The organism is Methylobacter tundripaludum, from assembly GCF_002934365.1.
In the GTDB taxonomy this organism is placed as follows: Bacteria; Pseudomonadota; Gammaproteobacteria; order Methylococcales; family Methylomonadaceae; genus Methylobacter_A; species Methylobacter_A tundripaludum_A.
In genome coordinates this window covers 1-22,356 of the sequence record NZ_PTIY01000018.1, presented here as the reverse complement: position 1 = coordinate 22,356, position 22,356 = coordinate 1, and the positions used below count along the sequence as shown (strand labels likewise).

Below are 22,356 nucleotides of genomic sequence, written 5' to 3'. Positions count from 1 at the left end.
TAAACTGAACTAATCGTATCGCAAGCCGTGGTAAATCTTATGTTAACCAACTTTTCACCGACTGATACAACACCTGTGCCGCCCCTTGACTACGAAAATTTGCGCAAGGAGGGGATTGCTTGGCTGGAAAAGCTTGCCGGTCCCGAGTGGACTGATTTTAATGCCCATGACCCTGGCATTACTATTTTGGAGCAAGTTTGTTACGCACTCACCGACCTTTCTTATCGAATTAACTATGACATGGAGGATTTGTTAAGTCGGGAGGGCGAGGATACTTACGACAGTTTATACAGCCCGCAGCAAATATTGACTTCGAAGCCGGTTACTTTATTGGATTTGCGTAAACTGGTCATTGATGTGGAAGGCGTTAAAAATGCCTGGATTGAACCGGTTTGCGACCCCACGCCGCCTTTGTATTACAGGGAAAAGCAAGCTTCTGAGGCCGGCGAGAAAGTGATTGGTTTAAAGCCTGACGAGGGCGCCAGCCCTTTAGCTTTGCATGGAGTTTACCGGGTTTTGATAGAAAAATCCGAAGCAGAAGCACTCAACAAGGTCGGGGGCGCGATTGTTCGCGATGTTGCCGAACGTTTGCACGCCCAACGCAGTTTGACGATAGATTTTGAATCCATACAAGTCCTAGACGACCAGAATGTTCAATTGCAAACCAGTATCGAAATTGATACGCAGGCTGACCCGGAAGAAGTCTACCTTGGTATCCTAGGAAAAATTGCTGCTTACCTGTCGCCAAGTCCATGCTTTTATAGCCTCGAAGAATGTTTAGCTCAAGGTAAGCCGATTGAGGAGATTTTTGACGGCCCGTTATTGGATCACGGCTTTATCGACAGTCAGGAGCTTATCGGTCTAAAACGCAAAAAAAATCTCTATGCTTCGGATTTGATCCGGGAAATCATGGATGTTACTGGCGTGCGTATGGTTGAATATGTGGTCTTTAAAAGCGGAGATAAGCTGAATGATGCAACTTTTGTGCTGGATAGCGCTAAAACCCCAAAGCTGGATATTGATAACAGCAAAGTGACTCTGAAAAAAAGGCAATTGCCGATTCAGTTGAATAGTGAAACTCTGGTTAAGCGCTACTTTAGCAATCAACAAAACGCGTTACAGCGTAAGCTTGTCAGTTCAAGCCTACCGCGACCCAAAGGGCGTGATCGACACATCGAGCGTTATTATTCGCTGTTGCTCCAGTTCCCTAAAGTCTATGGAATTGGTGCAGCAGGTTTGCCAAGCACCGCAAGTGAGCAGCGCAGAGCGCAGGCCAAACAGCTTAAGGCTTATTTGCTATTGTTCGAGCAACTGCTTGCTAATAGCTTTAGCCAATTAGCTCATGTAAAAGACTTATTTTCATTTCGGGTTGAACAACCGGCCAGTTATTTTGTCGCCAGTTTGGATGATGACAATGTAGGCGGTTTGTGGGTAGACCCAAATAACAAATCTCGCGGAGACAGCCTGCAAAAAATTTTCGCCGCTAATTTGGTGGACGATACGGCAGCCCAAGCTGACGATTGGCCGAGGAAAACTCGTTTTATCGACCATTTGTTGGCGCGTTTTGCAGAACAATTTACCGATTACAGCAGTTTTTTTATTCCTGGCGCCGGCCAGCAAGAGCCGCTTAGCCCGGAAGAACGTCTTAACGAACAGGAGGGTTTTAGGACACAAGTACAGCTTAATAAGCTAGCGCTACTCCGCCGTTATAATCAAATCAGCAGCAAGGGCACCGGTTTTAATGTATTGGCGCCCTACGGCGCGGATAATCGTTCAAACTTAGAGCAAAATTTGCGGCTTAAATTGGGTATTTTAGAGGACGGTAATGAGAAATTGTTCGTCGTCGAGCATGCCTTATTGCGCCCCATGACCGGAGACATCCCGCAACAGAGCTCCCTCCTTAGCAACGCCCGATCTAGCGATCCTTATTCGCTGCAACTGAGCGTGGTTCTTTTTGCGGCCGATTTTCGTAGCGCTGATTTTAAACACTTGGTTGAGCAAATTGTGCGGGATGAGACGCCGGCCCATTTGATTGTTTATATCCGCATGGATCTGAAGGATGCGGCCTATTTCGATGCGACCTATAAACATTGGCAACAGACACACTTGGCTTATCGAATACTCAGCGATCAAGGCATTTTAAACGGCTCGATAGCGCAGTCAGCCGCCATTTCTTTGCGTGATGCGCGGGATCGGCTGATCGACCTGTTGGGCATAGCTACGACCTATCCTTTACGCGATTTGGCTATTGCCGACGTCAGCACAGTCGCCTACAACATGAGGGCTAGAATCGTTATTAGCAATAGTCAGCAAGGCGTTAACTATTGTTTGTGCGATGACAAACAACAACCCATACCTTCAGATGTTAAACAGCCGGATATGAAGTTGCTGGCTGATGGGAATGGCGGCGATTTGGAACTGGTTACTCCTGCCATTATTAATGATCGCAGTTTTAGCATTAAAGCAACTAAACTAAACAGCGGCCTATTTAACTTTTTGCTGCAAACGCCAATCGTTAAAGTTGGGCTGGATGTGACCCTAGTTGCGAGCATTCAACATGGAGAGCTGCTGGTAGCCAGCGATACCCCAGCTGCAAACGCGGCCAGGATTGTTAATTACGGGGTAAAAATTCAAGTCGCTGTTGAAAAGGCGCAAGAAGGCGTTGATTACCAACTGCGCACCATGAATGACGCCGAATTGTCGGACAGTGTGCGAGGTAACGGCGGTACCATATTGCTGGAAACGACGGCAGTAGTCACTGAAGACATCGATATTCGCATTCGCGCCACGAAAACTTTTGAGAAGTCGGAAAAGAAAGCGACTCAAACCGATTTCCTTACTACGATATTACCGCTCAAAGTAAGAGCCAATCCGGCTGTCGGCATTTTGGTGGCTAAGCCCATCATCGATTATTCCGGCACGGCAAGCATTAAAATTCAAAGCTCGCAGGCCAGTACCCGTTATCAGGTGCTAACCCGCAGCATTGCCGATCATGAATTTATTCGTGGCGCAGTAGCCGGGCCTGTACTCAGTATTGCCGTACCCAAGCAGCCAACTGTGGTATTGCCTATACCCTCAATGACTGGTTTTGCAGTTGCAACGGACGCCGTTCAAGGCAAGGGCGGAGATTTAGTGTTAACTTCTCCCAATCTGACGGTAGACAATTTTATCGCACTTCAAGCCGCTAAAACTCATCTGGACAATAATGGCGCTCAGGTAACTTCAACCGTGAATGTGTCCCAAATGGCCGCTGTTTTAGTGCGCCCCGATGCCAACCCGGCATTGCAGTTTAAAGCAAGTGTCGCCGATTCCTTGTTGCAGGCTCCGATTCAAGTCAGTGGAGGGCAGGCAGGCGTATTTTATGAGTTCACGACCCTCGGAGATGGTAAAGTTCAAGGATTGCCGGTTTACTTCCATCAATTAGACCGTGCCGATAACACGCAAAATAAAGGCTTAGGACAGCTGCAAATCGGTGTCGATATGGTTATCTCGCCTGCGTTGTTGCCGGAAAGAGTAAAAGCTAATCCGAATTTGGCCGGTTTACCGCCCGAGCAGCCTGAACTTAGCGCCGATGCCGGCATAAAAAGCGATGCGGAATTATCCATTCGCGCCATCAAGGCCCAAACCCGCGTTGAGGTTATTTTTAAACGCACAGTGAGCAAGTTACTGGCTTAATTAACTCGCTTATGGACGCACAACGTCATGTCATCAAACGGCAGACCGTAGAAATAACGTTGGCAAAACAAGAAAATGCATGGCAAATACAACAAACGTTGAGCCGCATTTTTCAGCAACAGTTGCCGCTGCTCGATCGTTGCCTATCCGAGGCCAGCAGCTCCGATTGCCTGCACCGGATCGAGCGTCTGGAGCTGAATTTGGGGGAGCTTGACGGCAATCGTTTAGAAGCCGAATTATCGGAAAAAATTGAAGCGGCCTTGCGACTAGCTCTCAGTGAGCAGATAGCTCCGTCAGAATCTGTGCCGGTAGTCGCTAAGCAACAAATCGATCCAGTGTCGGCGCACTTGGAGTTGCTTGATCTTTTTATCCGCGAAGGTTATCTGCCGTGGTGGGCCGAAATCAGTCAACGCCAATTACCCGAAAAAAGTTTCGCAGTTCTTATAGAGACTGCCCCCCATGCTTTAAAACGCTTATTGCCCAAACTTATTCAGGAGCCGCGTAGCCGGCAACGTTTAGTCGGCTATTTTGACGATAACAACTTAGTCGTCATGACGGCTTTACTCTGTTCCGTTCCCCAAACGTTGGTTGCTTCGCTGCTGCAAACCTTGCTGGTCGTGCAGGCACAATTCCAGCAATCGAGCCGGGTTTCTAGGCTGTATTTAAGAGCCTCGCTCTGGCAAAGTCTTCTGCAAGTGGCTATAACAGGCGATCCGCTTATTTCCCAGCATGCCGAATTTTTAACAGCCGTCATTGCGCGTTGGGCCAGATTACAAGGCTTGTCTCACCAGATATTAGTCAACTGTGTGCAGCAACTGGCATCAAGCCAAAATGTGACGAATAACGAATGGCGTCCAGCTGCTCTATCGGCATCGATAGAGCAGGTAGCGTCTCTTATTGCCGAAGAGGCGACCGGCAACAGCTCTTTAATGTTGCATCCCGCGCCGAGCGACCCATTAATTGCCGCTTCTAAGACTCAGGTTAAAGAGCCACTAGGTTACAGGCATCGGTTAAAAAAAATCGGCGGCGATGCTAACTATGCGCAACAGAATACCAATGAGCCGACATTGGCAAGCAGTGCAACACAACAAGTTACAGAAAAAAGCGGCTTTTCAGAAGAGTGGGTAAAGAATGATACGGCCTATGATAACGTGGATTACCAACGTGGGTTGACCTCGATTGGCAACAGGTATCCTCTGCTTAAAAAAATGGGCGGCGACTATGCAATACAGGCGCAAAAGACTGTTCGCTCGTCATTAACAACAAAGCCATTCGCACATGAATTCGCTCAGTCGCCGGTAGCCAAAACGCCGTCAGCAAAAAACGGCAGCGTTCTTGAAGGCGAGGTAAACGCCGATACGACAGAGGATAGCGTAGTGTATCGGCACCGGTTGGCATCTACTGCAATCAGCAACAGACACTCATTGCTAAAAAAGATCGACGGCGCGCGACAAGGACAAAAAACCGCAAACGAGACGGCTGCCGAGAATATTGCAATAAAACAATCGGAACACAAAGCAGCTCGCCTCGAAGAACAGGCGGACATTGAGACAATAGGCAGTAGGCAGGCCTTTAGCGATACCGATGCGCTTTATATTAATAATGCAGGGCTTTGTCTCTTATGGCCGTATCTTGCGCCCTTTTTCGAACGCTTGGAGCTGGTGCGGAATGGCCGGTTTCATGATCAAGCGGCAAAGCAATACGCAGTCAGGCTTTTGCATTACTTGGCCGCCGAGGACTTGGAACCGCCTGAATATTTGCTGCCGTTCAATAAGCTGTTGTGTGCGATGGAAATCGATGAAGTATTCGACTCTGATAGTCCCTTAACAACTGCACACATCGAAGCCTGCGACGAATTGCTGGCGGCGGTGATCGACAACGCCCCGATACTCAACACTATGTCGGTTAACGGTTTTCGCGGCAGCTTTTTATTGCGCGAAGGCAGTCTCAGCGCCAGCGAAGGCAGCTGGTTGCTGCGCGTTGAACGAAAAACCTATGATGTAGTATTAGAGCGTTTTCCCTGGTCATGGCAATGGTTCAAATTGCCCTGGATGGAACATCCTTTTCGCGTGGAATGGTAATGCAGCTAACAATCAATGCCGATGATTTAAACAGCGAGATGGCCTGGTTAAACCAGGTGATTGATACCCGTTTTAAACTGTTTTTTGTCCAGGAATGCGTCTATCAAAGCGTGCAGGAAATTCAGCCGCCGACGTTAAAAAATTCCAGCTACGCCCAATGCATTGAACGTAATAAATTCGGCTTTGCCGAACGCATTACCATAGCGCTGGCGTTGGCTCCCGTGCTTAATCCTGAACTGCTGGATGTGTTTTTTCTCAAAAACCAACTGTTCGATCGCCGCTTCAGTGAATTTGGCGGGCACAACGGAAGCGGCAGCGGCTTTATACCGACCGTGCAAACCCTGCTATTTGTTCTTGCCGACAACAGCCTTGCGCAGCGCTTGGCACTACACGATCTGTTTGAGCGGGATCATGCTTTTATTCGGCAACACATGCTGCACCTTCAGAGACTGGATAACGAACCGCTATTACACAGCCCGCTAAGGCTTAGCGAGGAATATCAGGCTTTGCTGACGACTGGGCAACACTATAGACCCAGCTTCGGCAGCCAATTTCCGGCTCAGCTTATTGAAACCGGACTCGGCTTTGATGATTTGGTGCTGCATCCCGGTACGCACAAACAGGTCCAGGAAATTCAGACCTGGATAGCGCACGGCCCAACCCTGATGCAGGATTGGGGCATGAAGCACAAACTGCGTCCCGGTTATCGCAGCCTGTTTTACGGCCCACCCGGAACCGGTAAAACCATGACGGCCTGCATATTAGGCAAAGTCACGGGGCGCGATGTGTACAAGGTGGATTTATCGCTGGTGGTGTCCAAATACATCGGTGAAACCGAAAAAAATCTCGGTAAAGTCTTTGACGAGGCTGAACATCGCGACTGGATTTTATTTTTTGATGAGGCCGACGCCTTGTTCGGCAAACGCAGCGAAATACAAGACGCGCATGATCGTTATGCGAACCAGGAAACCGCATTTTTGCTGCAACGCCTGGAATGTTTTGACGGCATAGCCATACTGGCATCCAATTTAAAAGATAATCTCGACGAAGCGTTCGCCAGACGTTTTGAATCGATGATTTATTTTCCGTTGCCGCGCCCTGAAGAACGGCTGCGTTTATGGCGGCAGGGTTTTTCCAGCAAGGCCAAATTGGCGGATGATATTGATCTGAATAAAATCGCCAAAGACCATGAATTTGCCGGCGGCGCTATTTTAAATGCGGTTCGTTACGCGTCCCTGCAAGCGCTGGCCCGTAACAGCGATACCATTGTTTTGGAGGAATTGTTGCTGGGTATTCGTAAGGAATATGCCAAAACCGGCAAAAGTGGTTAATAAAGTTTGATGCGTGGCGTAATTATCCTGCCCGGCCGGCGACAGAGTTTTATTGCTTCATATAGACTTCGGTCAACTGTAATTTTTCTATGCTCAAATGAGCATCTATCCATTCTTGATTCAAAATCATATTATCAAAATCGGTCCAAATACGGGTATCCTTAGCGCAACTATACTTACGGCATATCGAGGGGCGGCTCCCATAAACCGAACAATGCTGTTCATTGTTGATATGACAACAGTAGCCATTTGATTGGTGGCGAATATGGTAGGGTTTGCCAAGTTCCCATTTAAGCAGCCCCGATTCAATTTCTTCAACGCTTAATGCAAAAGACAATTTGCAGCACATCCCTTTGCATATAGGCATTCGCTCATTGCAATTGACGGGAACAAAAGCACTCGCATCATTCTCTCCGTCAACTCTTACGGCAACGCCTAAGGAAGCAAATTCCTTTTTCTCAATTATTTCTTCTTTGACCGAGGCGACAACTGCCTGTAATTCATCGGGCAAAACAATGCCTTTTTGTGTCAGGTAATCAATCAGTCCGTATAAAAAAGCGTCGCTTTGATTTTGACGAGTAATTTGTTCGGTCAGTACGGTGTGAGTAAAAAGACTGGCCTTCTCGGTTTGTCGTTCTAATTCTATAAATTCTTTTGATGTGGTCGTTGTGTCCATTGGCTTTATTTGAGCTGTTCTTTGAGGCGTTCTATTTCGGTATCTCTATCAGCATGGTTTTCGTGAAACTGAACGGGGATGCCTGTTATTTTGCCGATATAATAAGCGGCAGCGTCCTTTACGCGGTATTTCAGGCTATTGCCGAGGGTGGCTTCTTTGCTCCCTTCATAAAATAAACTGTTATCGTTGTTTAGCAATGCAACTAAATACGGGATTGCAGGCCTACCGGTATTGATAAGGTGACTGCCCAAGCTACCATAGTCGGCAATATCTGACTTGTCATAAAAATACATGAATCCCCATTGGTTTCCCGCTATTAAAATCCCTTCCTGATGCCCGGAAATCGCTAAGGCCTGTGCATAAATATAAGCAAGGGTATCTTTCCAATCAGCCGGAGGATAATCAGCGTTTTTAGAGTACAAAACTTCAGAGGCTAGCAAACGAATATAAACTTCATATTCAGAATGAAGGACTATCTGCCGTAACGCATCTTCATTTTTCCCCTCTTGCCAAACGGCATCAGCCAAACTACGTTCACCATATTGAAACAGGCCACTGTAACCTGCTTCTTTTAATTGATTTACGAGTTTGTTTTCCATTGAGTTTTTATTATTCATGTTCGATCTGTTTATTGGTGAACAGCCTGATATTACAAAAAGTATAAGAAAGATGACAAAAGCGATGTTGAAAACGGTAGCTCTCACTGTCAAGGTCTTTCATCTCTTAAGTTTGCCATGTCAGCAGGAGTGACTTCCAGTGCCCTTCCTGTGAAAGTACCGTCTACCACTTTTATTTGCCCATTTGTACTTGGAAGGGTAGCGTTTCGTATTATTTGAACCCTTGTACCTGCTGGAATTTGAAGAGGGGGGCCGATAAAGTTCGGTGGATATTGTCCTGTAATAGGGGCGGTGGTTATTTTTACATTCACTATCGGTAAATCAACGGTATCGGCACCGGTGGAGCTTTTAGAGGCATTCCACATTTCTGCGGATTTCATGAAGGTAGAAGAGGGTACTCCTTGCGATACTGCTACAAGCGGCAGTTTTGCAAAATTACCTGCATCATCTGTCCGCCATCCCCAACGCACGGAGCCGTAGTAGGTACCGGCTTGATTTCCTTTAATAGCCAAAGCTGTTGTTTCAAATATTTGTCCGGAACTTTTGCTCACATCAACACTTCTTATTTTTGGAGCGTCATTAAGCTTAGCGTCCTTCTCAACCAGTCTATGGTGAATATCATAATAATGAGAGCCATGTTGTCCATAAGAGGGATCATCTTGTGTATCTGTAAGCGTCTTGTCCTTAGCTGTTGAACCACTAACAGCATAAAGTGGATTTGTTTCTGTTTTTAATTGATCTATTCTATTGCCCTCGTCTGTTTCTTTTGTAACGGGGTCTACTGTTATTGCGTCCCCTGATTTTATGGCTCTCCCTTTATAGAATGGGTCATTATTTGGGTAGAAAGGGGCTTTATTATGTATCGTGCGGACAGATTGTGTAAGTCCGATTAACTCGGCATCAACCACATGTCCCGGTTTGAATCTCAGATGCATATCATCTATGCCTCTTCCTGTTCCGCTACTGTATTCTGTATAGGTATCAGCAAACCACTCACCTCCCCAAGTTTTCGGTAATCGCTGAATAACGGGTTTTGTCACTAAGGTTTTCGGAAGATTGGAGCGCATTTGCAAAGCAGGGGAGCGATAGCCTTCATTTTTAGATTGTGTGAGAGCAGCGCCACGGTCAACGGTGCCAGGTTTTGCATTGTGCATCACTCCCGTCATCTGCACTGCCTTCTCTCCCATAACATCTGCCTCATGCTCCAAGCTCCTGTCGTCGTTGACAGGAACTTCACCCTTCATCTGCATTGTTGGCTGAACCCGGCCTTGAGCTTGCTGCACCACGTGCCAAGCCTCGTGCGGCACATGTCGTTCCTGCCCAGGCCCGACGTGAATATCGGTTCCTTGGGTATAGGCCAATGCCTGCAACTGCACGGGTTTCGATGAGTTGTAATGAACCCGCACATCGTTCATCGACAAGCCGGACAGATTTTCTATGCCGACCTTAAGCTTGTCGGGCAGGCCGGTGGGGTTTGATTGTTCTTTTTGGTGGTCGAGAAAATCGATACCGTAGGCAGGCGGGGCTGCGGAAGCGCCGTTACGGTCGGAATCGCTAGTCTGGCGGGAAACCGTGTCGTTGGAACGGCCAGCTTGGGTTTGGACGATTTTTTTTTGCATTGGAATATCTCCAGATGGTGTTTTTTTCTCGCGTTTCAGCGATCCGTTTCGAGGAACGCACGTTCAACCGGCCAAAGCGATATATCCATCGTTTCCGTATCGAGAGATCGCCCATACCCGGCAAGATCAAAGCAGTCATACACCTATAAAAGCAATTTGAGTCTCCCGGCTATTATCAGTTGCCTTGATGAGGCTGGAAGATTTGTTGGCTTGTTTCGGTGTAATGTCCATTATTCCACTCTCTATTCCACAACCGGCATCGCCTATCCATGGGCGAGAGTACTTCGTATAAACCCCATGAAGCTGCGTATCCTCTCTTTCGCTGTTGCCGTGATCTTTCTACGCACGGATGATTCAGCCTGAGTGTCCCGGATAGGAGAATAGCGAAATTGAGGTGTTGACGCAAGAGTGATTTGCGCCGTTAGATTATTGGAGATTATTGGGCCTTCCATCATTTTTACTGATGGAGTTTACCTTTCAATTCCCGGCGAATCTTGAATTTGGGCCCGTCCTTGTCGTTAGAGAAAAAAATGAAATAAAGGCGCGTCATCTTGCACAAGTTTCTGGAAGGGTATTCCAGCGAATGCCTCCCATACCGCAAACAGGCGGGCTTCGTCTTCGGTCATCGAAAAAATATCAGGGAAGGAATCATTTTTAAAAACGGAAGATATTTCATGTTCCACCGGATTACCCTCGTTGCACCAGACCTTGCCGGGTTCGGCAGCCCAACGGCGAATGCGCTTTCCGTCGCTGAACAGGGAAAAGCAATAGGTTCCCGAAACGCCGTCAACAATATAGTTCATGATATCGCTTCCGATAGAAAGCGGCATCAGTAGCTCGTCCAGCCGTCCCTCAGCGCCGGGCTCATAGGAGCAGTCGTAAGGAAGAAAGTGATGAAGCAACAGGGTGTTGCCATTCACCTGACCCAAAGCGGTCGCTTGGTTTTCGCGGCTGATGGCGTCGGCAAAGGTAAAGCCTTCCGCAGATTGGCTGTATTTAACGTCCAGCTGTTTCAATAGCTCAGGGTAGGCGGTTTTATAGTTCTTTTTAAATATAATCCCGGCAAATTTCCAGCTCATTGCGATTATCCTTATACTCAATTGAGATTTGATTTTATCATTTAATAATTTCCGATTCCCTGGCCGTTATAAATTTGATCTTTGACGCAGGGTCGGCGAATTTTTTTGCCAGCGCTTCATCGCCGCTGAGCATCACGCTTTTGAATTTGCCGTCCTGCAATAAGGGGTAAATAATGTCTTGGCCTTTAGAGTAAGTGGCGCCGCCGCTCTTGCATTCCAATACAATAATTTCGTTGCCTTTTTCCAGGATGATGTCGGCTTTGGCGAGAGTTGTGCCGTTGCTGATGCCGACTTCGCGGTAAACTTTATAGCCAAGCTCCCGGTATGCTTCGGCGTTTACCCGGGTCCACATTTCCCCGATGATGTTGTTTTTAATCGAAGTCGCTACATTGGAATCATCAATCACTTTCCTGAATACTTTCCACTTGTCTTTGCTGAGTGCGCCTCCCGATACCATGTTTTTTGCTAAGGATTCTCCCTTGCCCAACTGGAATACGGTTTGGTATGCATCCGAGCCGCTCTTGCCTAATGCTTCCGTGACTTTAATCGTGCCGCCTTCCACGGCGACCGTTTCTCCCCAAATCAGTTTCACCATCGCATCGTAACCGGTCGCGGGATCTTTCATCGCCTTGGCTACGTCGGCGGCAAAGGAATCGGCGGCTTGAATGATTTTAACGGCTTCGTCGTAAGAAGTAGAAGGCGCTTTGACGGTTGATAAAATTTCCCGCAATCGGCCCAGGTCGCCTGGCGCTTTACCGCCGCCTGCCTGGGTGACCAGGGCTTTGATTTCGTCAAATTTAAGCGTCGGCATTTTATCGGCTACTTCGTAAAGGCTATTGACAAAACTTTCCGACCAGCGGGCATTCATCAGCGTGTTCAGTTCGGTTAAGCTGAAGCGGCCCAGCAATATATCGGCTTTTTCCAGGCCGCTGTATTTGAATTTCTTTAGCCCTGCGGCGGAGGCGTTGGCAAATCGTTCCGCTTCATCCAATAGATGGCGGGCTGCTCTGAACTCAATGTCGCTGCCTTCCGCGAGGCCTTTAATGAGTTTATCGAAATGGCTAAGAGAAACATTTCTTTCAAACTGAAGTACCCGCAGCAGGTCGGTGATGATTTCCGATCCCCCTTTGGCAGCGGCCGCTTTGGCCATGATTTTATTGAGTTCCGACACCGGCAAGCCAAGATTAAGGATGGCGCGCAAGGCTTCGTCGGAAGCTGCAAAGCCGACCGGTTTTGTCAGTACCGGGAGTTTTACATCTTTGAGGGCGTCGGCAAAATTGGTCTCCAAGCTGCCAAGAGCCGACTTGAAACCGTCTTCCGAGCCGCGATTGGCATAGAGGAATTCCCGGATACGCAGCAAATCGTCTTTCGACTTGCCCGACATAATCAGGGCGACCTGATTAACCTGCTCGGCGGTGACAAAGGTCGGCAGGCAAGGCGATGCGCATTTTTTGAGCACCGCTACAGCCTCAGGGCTTGCCGCAAGCGCTTGACGAAGCTTTTGTCCGGCCGGGGCGAGCAGCGATTGGATAGTTCCTTCATCGGTCATCGGCCCGATGCGGATCAGGTCATCGAGAACATCCGCAGCCGGTTGCTTTCCGGCGTTTGCTTTAAGGATCAGTTCGACGTATTTGTCTTTTCCGGCCAGCTGGGATGCGCCTTCCCATAAAGCGCGCCGGGATGCGGGGTTGTCGAGCAGACTCACCACTTTCGAGAAGTCGCTTTGGGTTTCGATCACGCTGCCCAATACCCTGATTTCGCGCAGCATTCTTTGCTGCGCCGAAGACAGCCGGGTTGATTGAGCCAGCACGTCGGAATTAAGCAATACCTCCAGCGCCTTTTTCAGTTCGGGCGAAAGGCCGCCGGTGTGGAATGCGTGGAGCAGGCGGGGCTCTACGGTACGCATGATATAAGTGTTCTTCACCACATTGGATAACGTGGCGAACGACTCGCCAAACATATCCACCAGTTTGGTATCGGTGGCTAATTTGGTGATTTGATTTTCGGCTTCCAGGAAGTTGACGAAACTTTGCGATTTTCCCGCTCCGATGGCTTTGTTCCATGCTTCGAATTGGCCGAGCACAAACGCAGGATCCTGCGTGTCGAGCAGCACTCGTTGAGTGCGCGGGTCCGACAGTAATTCGGTCATCAAGCGCTTGTTAGCACCTAAACCGCCTTCTTTTATCAAGCGCATCAGCTCCGGCAACTCATCGAGTGAGTTTCTTCCCACGCCCGCATAAAATTTGAGGCTGCTTTCGAACATCTCTTTTTCGACCAGCTTGCCTAGGGCCGTAACGGCCTTGACGATTTTTTTGTCCTTAAGCGCTTCGCCCATGACCACGACGGCCATCGGATTGGATTTGAGCGGTTCAAGCAGTTTGATATTTTCGGCAAATTCAGTGGAACTTATTTTTGATAGCGCTTGGTCTATTTCTTCTATCTCCTTGAGTATTGCTTTGCCTTTGCTGGTCGAGCTGCCGCCGGCTTTCAACAGCTCCAGCTCCTTGGCGGCTTTTGCCTCGCTGAGGCCCTTGGTGACGCCTTCAGCCAAATCGATGCCTTTGGCGATGGATTTGAGCAATTTGGCAGCCTGGACGACATCCAGGCCTATGCTGACCAGGCTGACCCAAAACCAGAAATAAGACGGATCGTCCGTACCCAAAGCCAAAACCGGGTCCAGGGCGGTATTGGCCGTTGTTTTTTTGAAAGTAATGTCGCTGTAGGTGCGCGCGGCATCGTAGGCGCCAACGCCTATGCTGGCGGCGAGTGCGAGCCAGCCGGCGGGGCCGGACGCAAGAGCGAGCAAGCCAAGGCTAATGCCGAGCACGGCAAGGCCGACGCTTTCCCAGAAAGCTTTGTTTGCCACGGCCTCTTGCTTGGCTTTGATCAGGGTGGCGGGGACGCCCTCTATGACACCTAATGCATATTGGGCCTTGAGAATGACCACAGGAAGCTCCCAGATCTTTTCGCGATGTTCCGCCAACGCTTTACGGGTGTCTTCAATGTTTTGTTTGATGCCTTTTTCGTCGTCTGTTCCGTTGATAATGGCGAGCAGTAATTTTTGTACCGCATCGTCGGTCATTGCGGCGTCTTTACCGGCGTTCCTGCGCAGTTCAAGCTTGGGGTGCGCAAGGATCGGGAATTTTTTAACCGAGTCCTGAAGGGAGGCGACGACTGTTTTCTCTTTTTCCTGCCACGGTGCAAAATAGGGCGAAGGCTTTTGTTCCTGAGCCTTATACATGGCCGCTGCATTTTCATCATTGTAGTAGCGGGTGGGGTCGGAGGTATCGACATCGATATCGCCATGTGAAGATTGATTTTTTGAGCTGTAATCAGCGCCGCTACTGTAATAACTCTTATCTTTCCCCGCCGTATCTTCCAGGCTTACGGCTTCCCACCATAACTTTTTCGAGTCGTTATATTTATTTGATAAATCGCCGAGCACGGCTTTGATGGCGGCCACTTCTTCCGCTTTGGCATAATGCTGGGCTTCAATATTGGCCTGCATCTCGTTGTCTGACAACATGCGGAATGCAATAAGCACGGCGAATTTTTCGAAATTGCCGATAAAGTCAGTCTGTAACTTTTCATAATCGTCCAGCGTTATACCCAGGCGGTTTAATTCCTCCTGCCGCTGTTCTTTCAACGCTTCCAGGCGGGCTTCATCTTTTCTGACTTCATCCCAGTTTATATCCCGTCCGTGCATGTCCGGGTCGCCTTTTCTTTCCGAGGCGATCACAGACTCCAGGCTTTTAATTTTCTGGTTGAGCGAGTATAGGTTTCCTGTTTTAAGCAGGTCGAGGGTTTGCTTTTCGAGCTTTTCCTGTACAGGCTCGCCCGATTTGCCGCTTGCGGTTTCGTCTATCTTGCCCATCACGCTTTGATAGGAAGACTTTCTAATGGTGACTTGCATATATCCTACGTCGACATCGGCTTGTGTCGGTTCTTTGTATATTGTCCAGTGCCAACCGGAGCGCGCCAATACGTCTATCTGGTCTTCGGTGACCGGGAACGCTACTTTGAGGGTACGTTTTAATAAGTCCGCTTTGAGGGCGTCTTTAGCTATCAGTAAATCCGAAGCCGACAGGGGGACATGGAATGCAAATGCGGTACCCGCCGAAACCGAAGGCGATTTAAACGCAGGCGCGCCAATACGTTTATCCAGCAGGCGCAAGGTCATTTGCCCGACAATGCCGTCCACATCCTTTCCTTCAAAGCCGGAATCTTTCTGGAACTCTATGACCGCCTGTTTGGTGCCTTTACCAAATACCCCGCTGGGCTCTTTTGCCTGTGTTTTCTTGTCTTGTTTCAGGTCGGCGCCAATGTCGTAGTTCATCGCCAACAATGCCGCCTGCAACTGTCTTACATAATCGCCGCGGTCATCAAATTGAATATAAAAGCGCTTGTTCCGGTTGACCATTTCCAATTGGCGAACACCGGCGAAATATTCCGATATGAGCGGGGGCGGCGAACTTTCAAATTCATTAAAATACTGATAAAGGCGTTCCAAAAGTTTAGTGTTAAAGCCATTATGGGCCGCGGGGTCGCTGTGATAATGAATGGCTGTGTCGAGTAACTTGTATAAAACGCTATCGGCGGTGATGACCGGTTCCAATATACCGGCTTCTTTCGCTGTCCATTTGCCAGGAAAAGCTTCTTCCAGCTTTATTTGCAGTTCGTAGACGTGATTGGCGTAAGCAATCGGCGTACTGCCGGGATATACGTCTATTTCCTTGAACAGATTGTAAAATTTATACTGCTCATACCAGGATTTGAGGTTGTCCGATTTGGCTTTGTCGTAATCGATTACAGAATTCTTTTTGAGCTCGTCAACAGGCGCCCGCTGGATAACTTTTTTCTGCACCCCTTGATTCTGCTGAACGACGTGGGTGAGTTCATGCGCCAACAGGTGTTTGCCTTCGGACGAAGCGGGATTGTATTTGCCGCTGTTAAAATAAATATCGCTGCCATGAGTGAATGCCTGTGCATTGAGATTTTTGCTCATTTGCACGGCGTTACTGTCGTTATGGATTTTTACCGCGCTAAAATCGGCTCCGATGGATTGTTCCATAAAAGCACGTATGTTTTTGGGGAGATAACTTCCGGCCCCTTTAGATTGACTGAGACTGCTTTCAATGCCTTCGGGGGCTTGCGGTGCATCGCCGCCGAAGGATTTCATGCTGATTTCGCTTAATTCCTCCTCTTTTTCTTCTTTAAGTTGCAACTCTTCGTCATTAGCATTCGGCAACCGCAACAGGCTTGCTTTGGGAGCCGGTGTAATTGTTGATATGGGTTCTGAAGGTGATAAAGGGTTTTGAGTCAGGGTGTTTTGCCTGATTCCTTCGGATATTTTCGAAGGATCGGAAGGCAATTCTTTGCGTTGGATGGCTTCTTTGTCTTCGGCTTCGCAAGCGGCGCATTTTGTTTGGATAATGGCGGGGACAGAAGACTGTACGTCGCTTTCGTGAAGCTTAACAACCTTGTCGGCTACTGAATCGGCTTCTTGCTCATAGATGTCATTCGGTGCGCCTATTTTCAGCTTGAATTGAATAGCGGTGGAATGTGAATGGCTGCTGTTTTCGTGGGCTTCAAAATTGATTGGATTCGGTACCGCGTCCTTAACGTCCTTTGCCTGGATCAATTCAGGAAAGGGCTTTTTTTGTATGTTTTCCTCGGCTTCGCATCGGCTGCATTTCTTTTGTAAAAAGGATTCCGTCATTTTTGTAACAGGGGCCGGCCGTGTGTCCGCCCCATCCATCATCTGTATTGCTTTGTCTCCTGTCGCATCACGTTTTTTTAAACGCTGAATGTTTTGCTGTTGATTTGTTTGAGGACTGGGAACAGCTGTTTGCTGATTTGTACCCATGTAGCTTTCAATACGCTGACGCTGCGCCGTCATACGCGGGCTGTCAGAGATACCGGCCAAAAAAGAGCGTTGCGCCGTTGCTTCCTTGCTGTTGTTCTCGGTTTGCGCTAATTGTTTCTGCCAGCTGTCTTGAGTGGCTTCGGTTGTTGAGTGGCTTGAATCGGGGTTGGCTTGTTTTGGTGCGGCTTTCATCGTTCACCCTTGCAGTCTGAGTTCAACTTGTCATATTTCGGTGGGGAGATTCTTAACCGGAAAGCCGAGTACCGGAAAACTGCCCCACAGCTGGGATGAAAGATGGATCGAGAGGCTTTTCTCATCCCGGTTAAATAAAACGCTGGACATGTTCACTTCGTATGGCGCCGTTTTCAGTGATCCGCCTCAAGGAGAAGCGCCTGAACAGTCTTCGAGCGTTGGGTGCGCGCATCGATCAGCCCATGAAGGCGCACGACGGCGAAGGGCCACTTCTCCCCGGCTTTGCGCGTTTGAGGCTGGTCAAGCTCAATCGATGAGCCCCAATATCCGTCGAGCCAGACGGCGCAGGAAGTCGACGCTTTCGGGCAACGCTCGTTCAGCAGGGACCAAAGGGATATTCCCATCGCCGCCGTATCGAGAGAGAGCCCGATTGCGTCCTCCGCCAGCCGTTCTTCGGAAACCCCAATGAAGGCATTTCCGAGTTCAAGGCGAAATTCATCCTCGAAGCTAATCACCACGGGGAGCCGAAAGAGCCTCTGCTGCCCGGAAACGGAGCGTGCATTGCTGTTTAACCACTCCAGCAGGGGCTCCGATGGTTGGATCGACGGACCTTCGATCATTTTCACGGGTTCGGTTGCTCGCTTCCAGCCTAGCATTGCGGCTTACCTTTTATTGCCATCATTATTTCAATTGCCGGCAGCCGCACCGGCAGGATCCAGGTGATCGTACTCTTTGCCGGCCGCGGAAGCGCGCGGGTGCGTCCAGAGATGACCTACGTTGCCGACGAAATGGGCGGTGTCCACCGGAGACAAAGTTTCCGCGATAACCTGTTGGCCTTCCGGGGTGAGCTGAAGACCGGCGCTGATCAGCGGCTCCACGTCCTGCCCGTCCGCGACCATTGACCTGTTCTGGTTAATATCCATGTGCCAAGACGTATATGCAAAATGATCTTCCCATAGCGTCGCTTTCGCCTGTGTGGGCCAGGGATCTGCCACGGCTATCTCGCTGTCTGAATCGCCGATCCAGGTACGGAGATCGCCGATCAGGACGAACGCATGATCAAGCCCATCTATGGAACATTTGGCGATTTTTTCGCCTACGGCATTGACCCGCAGATAGCTATACGCAACGTCGGCGTGTTCGCCGCAATTGCCTCCGTGGGCGAGACGGGCTTTCGCCTTGACGTAGTCGGCGGGATTGTTTCTGGCCAAGGTTCTGGCCGCATCGCTGGTGAAGTCCCAGTAGGGCGGGGCGGGATAAACATGGCCGTACCTTGCCGGCGGCTGTTCGTTGCGCATGACTTTCAGGCGAAAGTAGGGATTAATGTTTCCGGCCGTCAGTGCGGTCGTCTGATTGCCGGCACGCGGAATGGTTGCCTTGGTGTAGTTGATTGCGTCCCGCGCTTTGTTGAGCCGACGCGCCGCCAGAGCGGTGACGTTCTTGTTTACGCGTTGCACGATGGATGACGATGATGCCAGCGCATGTACCGTCTCATGCGAGAGCCCTGCCTTGGCATCGGCGAAGCCTTCCGAATGTCCGGCGTTGGCCGCTTTGATCCCCATGACGTCGGCCTCCTGCTCCAGCCCCTTATCGTCGTTGACCGGGACGCCATTCTTCATCTGCATCGTCGGCAGCACACGTCCCTGCGCTTGCTGCACGACATGCCAGGCCTCATGCGGCAAATGCCGTTCCTGCCCCGGTGCGATATGAATGTCTGTTCCCTGGGCATAAGCCAAGGCATTGAGTTGTGCGGGCTGGGCTGAGTTGTAATGGACCTTGACGTTGTCCATGGACATGCCGGACAAGGACTCGATGCCGGACTTAAGGTGGTCCGGCAGGCCGGTGTTGTTGGCGTTCTGTTCCACTCGCTGCGCTGTCGTTTGTTGTCGATCGGGATCAATATAGCTTTCAATGCGTTGGCGTTGCGCCAGCATGCGGGGACTGTTGTTGATGCCGGCAATAAAAGCTCGCTGAGCTACCGCTTCTGTACTGTTATTGGCCATCTGGGCCAATTGGTTCTGCCATCTACTTTGAGTGGCTTCGGTGGTTGAGCGGCGATTGGAATCATTGTTGATTTGTTTTTGTGTAACTTTCATCATTCCCCCATTTATTCTGAGTTTAGCCGATTGTGTCCTTATGGGACACACAGGGAGCAATAATCCTGTTAAGGAAATTATTTTTCCATGAATAGTACGATTGGCCAATAACATAACACAGTATGTTAGTTTCCGGCATACAAAACTTTGCAAATTTCAGAGGCTTTTCCGGTGCTTAAACCGGGAACAATCATTGCCAACCAAAATGCTGATGGCAGCGATTTGGTTGGCAATGTTATTGTGGGGATTTCGTCGCTATCAACGATCAGCCTTTCGCAACCGCCCGGTTTTTATTCCTGATCCACTCGCTCCACGATCCGGCATAAAGCTTGGAACCGGTTAATCCGGCGTGTTCCATCGCCAGTAAGTTATGGCAGGCGGTGACGCCGGAGCCGCAATAATGAACGACTTGTTCGGGGGCGCTAGCGCCGATAAGCCGTTTAAATTGCTCGCGTAATCTTTCTGCCGATAAAAACAGGCCGTTACTGTCGAGATTCAATTGAAAGGCTCGGTTTAACGCGCCGGGAATATGGCCTGCAACCGGGTCGATGGGTTCTTGTTCGCCGCGGTAGCGTTCGGGCGTTCTGGCGTCGATCAGGCAAATGGATTTTTTTGCCATGCTGTTTTGCACTTGTAGCGCATTAAGCCATGCGCCATCGTTCATGTACGGCCTGAATGTGGCGGGTTTAACGGCGGGCAAGGTTGTGGTGACAGCCAGCCCCTGTTTTTGCCAGTGCTTGATGCCGCCGTCCAATACCGCAACCTTGTCATGGCCCATGCAACGCAACAGCCACCATAAACGGCCTGCAAAAGCGCCGCCCGCGTCGTCATAAGCCACAACCTGACTGTTGTTGCTTATGCCCCAGTCGCCCAGTTTTTTTGCCAATAAGGCGAAGTTCGGCAAAGGGTGGCGTCCGGTAAAATCGGTGATAGCTGAAGACAAGTCCTTGTCCAGATGGGCGTAGCGGGCGTTCGGGATATGTCCGTGCCGGTAGGCTTTGGCGCCCGCTTCGGTATCCGCTAATGAAAACCGGCAATCGACGATAATCCAGTTGGCGTTGTTAAGTTGCTGGTGGAGTGTGGCTGCGGAAATGAGGGTGGTGTAGGTCATAGTTTTATACCGTTAAGATGATTTTGCCGATATGTTGGCTGCTTTCCATGAGTTGATGGGCTAAGGCGGCATCGGTGAGCGCAAAAGTTGAATGTATAACCGGTTTGATTTTACCGGATTCCAATAAAGGCCAGACCTTTTCATGCAATTGGCTTGCAATGGCCGCTTTAAAGTCATCGTCCCTGGTCCTTAAGGTGGAACCGGTGATAGTCAGCCGTTTAAGCATGACAGACAACAGGTTTATTTCGGCTTTCGGGCCGCTTTGAATCGCGATTTGCACCAGTCGGGCATCATCGCTCATGCATTTTAGATTGTGCGGGAAATAGTCGCCGCCGATCATGTCCAAGATAACGTCGACGCCTTTGCCGTTGGTAAGCCGCTTGATCTCGTCAACAAAATTCTGTTCCTTATAGTTGATCGCGGCATCTGCGCCCAGGTGCAGGCAGAACTCGCATTTAGCTTCTGAGCCTGCGGTGACTATGACCTTGGCGTTAAATGCCTTGACCAGTTGTATCGCCGTCGTGCCGATGCCGCTGGAGCCGCCATGCACCAGCAGTGTTTCATCGGGCTGCAACAGGGCGCGGTCGAAGACATTGCTCCAGACCGTGAAAAAAGTTTCCGGTAATGCGGCTGCCTGAGTAAAAGACAGATTTTCCGGGACAGGCAGGCATAACGCCGCCGAGGCTAGACAATATTCGGCATAACCGCCGCCGGCCACCAGTGCGCAGACTCGATCGCCGACATTTAGATGGCCAATGTTGCCGCCCAATACCTGAATTGTTCCTGCAACTTCGAGCCCCGGAATGTCCGATGCGCCGGGCGGGGGCGGATACAGGCCTTTGCGCTGCATTACGTCGGGTCGGTTGATACCGGCGGCGGCGACTTTAATTAATACCTGGTTGACTGACGGCACGGGTATGGCGCGCTGAACCGGTTTTAAAACACCGTTGTCGATTTCAATAGCAAGCGTCTGATCGGGTAGCGTCATAGATACAGCATCATCGATGAATCAGGTGCGGTTATTATATGCTTCAGTTATTGGGATGTTAATTTTTAAAGGGTAAATGGATAATAGTGATTAAATGAGATTTTAAAAGAAGTCAAACCAAGTAGGCTATACTGATCGGAGCAATTGTGGATGAACGAGGTAAGTTTTGGTTTTGATGAAAGCAATTACGGTTTCTCTTATTTAGTCCATTTTAGCCTGCTGTACCTCTTGGTTGTGAATTTGAAATGAATGTTGCTGATTTTTTAAAAATACGTGCATCATCAATGATAGCTAACACTTTGCTTTTGAAGAATTGTGTTGTCGGCTTACATTGCGGGAACCTCATTTTTATGGAGATTAATTTTTTCGTAATGCAAACTGTACTGAAACCGGCTGGCAAGCAAAGTTCCATGATTGTTTCGATTCTAAAAAATATGTCAATTTACCGAATCATTTCAGACGGCTATTGAAAAGCACTCTCAATTAAATCGTTACATAGTCTATTTCCTTATAGACCTTAAAGATGGGCGAACCGGAAAAAAACAAAACGGAAGGGCAACGCTGGGAAGGCTAGAAAACTGCTCGTCTTGCCAAGTTGGATGTTGAGCGCGCACATGGAAATGGAGTTATGGCGGGCCACAAATATTCGAGAAAGCTTTTACAGTCATGACCCGTATTATTCAGGCGAATGCATTTTTTTCTATGAAATCCATTTTTCAGGTGATTGGTTTCATCAACAATTCAGCACTGCATGTGATGTGTTAAGTGCTTGCTATACGCCATAATTGATACATCACGCTTTTAGCTGCGCGCCCGGAAAAGTGTTGATACATCAGTCGCACTGTTTAACAGGTATAATAACTTCTTGACCATATTGGCTGTAGTTGTATAATACGCAGCTCTTCCGGGTATGAAGCTTTGGAAGGGCGGGCAGGATGCTTGGTAGGAAATAAAGCCAGCAAGGACGTTGACAAGTTAAGTGAGTAGGTTATAATGGCCGGCTTCTTACGGGCTTATCAGTAAGC

At 49.1% G+C, this 22,356-nt stretch carries 12 protein-coding genes; 3 read left to right on the top strand and 9 right to left on the bottom strand.

Annotated features, from left to right (window positions below):
- The first annotated feature begins 39 nt into the window (after positions 1-39).
- Genes B0F88_RS16755 through B0F88_RS16745 form a run of 3 tightly spaced genes read left to right on the top strand, consistent with a single transcriptional unit; the run spans position 40 to position 7,087 of the window.
- A complete protein-coding gene (locus tag B0F88_RS16755; protein WP_104425090.1) occupies positions 40-3,675 on the top strand; it encodes a hypothetical protein in 3,636 nt (1,211 codons plus the stop codon).
- An 11-nt stretch (positions 3,676-3,686) separates the two neighbouring features.
- Entirely contained in the window at positions 3,687-5,756 is a 2,070-nt protein-coding gene (locus B0F88_RS16750; RefSeq protein ID WP_104425089.1) for a contractile injection system tape measure protein, read from the top strand.
- Positions 5,756-7,087: an ATP-binding protein gene (locus B0F88_RS16745; protein ID WP_219820904.1), complete on the top strand. Its 1,332-nt coding sequence runs from the start codon at positions 5,756-5,758 to the stop codon at positions 7,085-7,087. Before B0F88_RS16750 ends, B0F88_RS16745 begins: the two co-directional genes overlap by 1 nt.
- Positions 7,088-7,136: 49 nt before the next feature.
- On the opposite strand, the gene B0F88_RS16740 is transcribed toward B0F88_RS16745, so the two are convergent.
- The 9 genes from B0F88_RS16740 to B0F88_RS16700 all read right to left on the bottom strand — a co-directional run bounded on the left by B0F88_RS16740 (position 7,137) and on the right by B0F88_RS16700 (position 21,331).
- Positions 7,137-7,763 carry a YkgJ family cysteine cluster protein gene (locus tag B0F88_RS16740; RefSeq protein WP_104425087.1) on the bottom strand — a complete coding sequence of 209 codons (627 nt, stop codon included), beginning with the start codon at positions 7,761-7,763 and terminating at the stop codon, positions 7,137-7,139.
- Between the two features lie 5 nt (positions 7,764-7,768).
- On the bottom strand, positions 7,769-8,380 hold the full coding sequence (locus B0F88_RS16735; protein ID WP_104425086.1) for a hypothetical protein: 612 nt from the start codon (positions 8,378-8,380) through the stop codon (positions 7,769-7,771).
- An 89-nt stretch (positions 8,381-8,469) separates the two neighbouring features.
- Positions 8,470-9,999 carry an eCIS core domain-containing protein gene (locus B0F88_RS16730; RefSeq protein WP_104425085.1) on the bottom strand — a complete coding sequence of 510 codons (1,530 nt, stop codon included), beginning with the start codon at positions 9,997-9,999 and terminating at the stop codon, positions 8,470-8,472.
- A 518-nt stretch (positions 10,000-10,517) separates the two neighbouring features.
- On the bottom strand, positions 10,518-11,078 hold the full coding sequence (locus B0F88_RS16725) for a hypothetical protein (protein WP_104425084.1): 561 nt from the start codon (positions 11,076-11,078) through the stop codon (positions 10,518-10,520).
- Between the two features lie 37 nt (positions 11,079-11,115).
- The gene (locus B0F88_RS16720) at positions 11,116-17,136 is read right to left on the bottom strand and encodes an eCIS core domain-containing protein (protein ID WP_104425083.1); all 6,021 of its coding nucleotides are present in this window, start codon (positions 17,134-17,136) and stop codon (positions 11,116-11,118) included.
- 173 nt (positions 17,137-17,309) lie between these two features.
- Positions 17,310-17,762, bottom strand: a complete 453-nt coding sequence (locus B0F88_RS16715; protein ID WP_146083366.1) for a hypothetical protein — start codon at positions 17,760-17,762, stop codon at positions 17,310-17,312.
- A gap of 60 nt (positions 17,763-17,822) precedes the next feature.
- Positions 17,823-19,235, bottom strand: a complete 1,413-nt coding sequence (locus B0F88_RS16710) for an eCIS core domain-containing protein (RefSeq protein ID WP_219820902.1) — start codon at positions 19,233-19,235, stop codon at positions 17,823-17,825.
- 262 nt (positions 19,236-19,497) lie between these two features.
- Positions 19,498-20,343: a sulfurtransferase gene (locus B0F88_RS16705; protein WP_104425081.1), complete on the bottom strand. Its 846-nt coding sequence runs from the start codon at positions 20,341-20,343 to the stop codon at positions 19,498-19,500.
- 4 nt (positions 20,344-20,347) lie between these two features.
- Positions 20,348-21,331 (bottom strand): NAD(P)H-quinone oxidoreductase, encoded by a 984-nt coding sequence (locus B0F88_RS16700; RefSeq protein ID WP_104425080.1) that lies wholly within the window; start codon positions 21,329-21,331, stop codon positions 20,348-20,350.
- Positions 21,332-22,356 lie beyond the last annotated feature (1,025 nt).

What these genes read in the sequence shown, in the direction of transcription:
- B0F88_RS16755 (WP_104425090.1), top strand. Translation starts at nt 40, where the DNA reads ATGTTAACCAACTTTTCACCGACTGATACAACACCTGTGCCGCCCCTT.
- B0F88_RS16750 (WP_104425089.1), top strand. Translation starts at nt 3,687, where the DNA reads ATGGACGCACAACGTCATGTCATCAAACGGCAGACCGTAGAAATAACG.
- B0F88_RS16745 (WP_219820904.1), top strand. Translation starts at nt 5,756, where the DNA reads ATGCAGCTAACAATCAATGCCGATGATTTAAACAGCGAGATGGCCTGG.
- B0F88_RS16740 (WP_104425087.1), bottom strand. Translation starts at nt 7,763, where the DNA reads ATGGACACAACGACCACATCAAAAGAATTTATAGAATTAGAACGACAA.
- B0F88_RS16735 (WP_104425086.1), bottom strand. Translation starts at nt 8,380, where the DNA reads ATGAATAATAAAAACTCAATGGAAAACAAACTCGTAAATCAATTAAAA.
- B0F88_RS16730 (WP_104425085.1), bottom strand. Translation starts at nt 9,999, where the DNA reads ATGCAAAAAAAAATCGTCCAAACCCAAGCTGGCCGTTCCAACGACACG.
- B0F88_RS16725 (WP_104425084.1), bottom strand. Translation starts at nt 11,078, where the DNA reads ATGAGCTGGAAATTTGCCGGGATTATATTTAAAAAGAACTATAAAACC.
- B0F88_RS16720 (WP_104425083.1), bottom strand. Translation starts at nt 17,136, where the DNA reads ATGAAAGCCGCACCAAAACAAGCCAACCCCGATTCAAGCCACTCAACA.
- B0F88_RS16710 (WP_219820902.1), bottom strand. Translation starts at nt 19,235, where the DNA reads ATGATGAAAGTTACACAAAAACAAATCAACAATGATTCCAATCGCCGC.
- B0F88_RS16705 (WP_104425081.1), bottom strand. Translation starts at nt 20,343, where the DNA reads ATGACCTACACCACCCTCATTTCCGCAGCCACACTCCACCAGCAACTT.
- B0F88_RS16700 (WP_104425080.1), bottom strand. Translation starts at nt 21,331, where the DNA reads ATGACGCTACCCGATCAGACGCTTGCTATTGAAATCGACAACGGTGTT.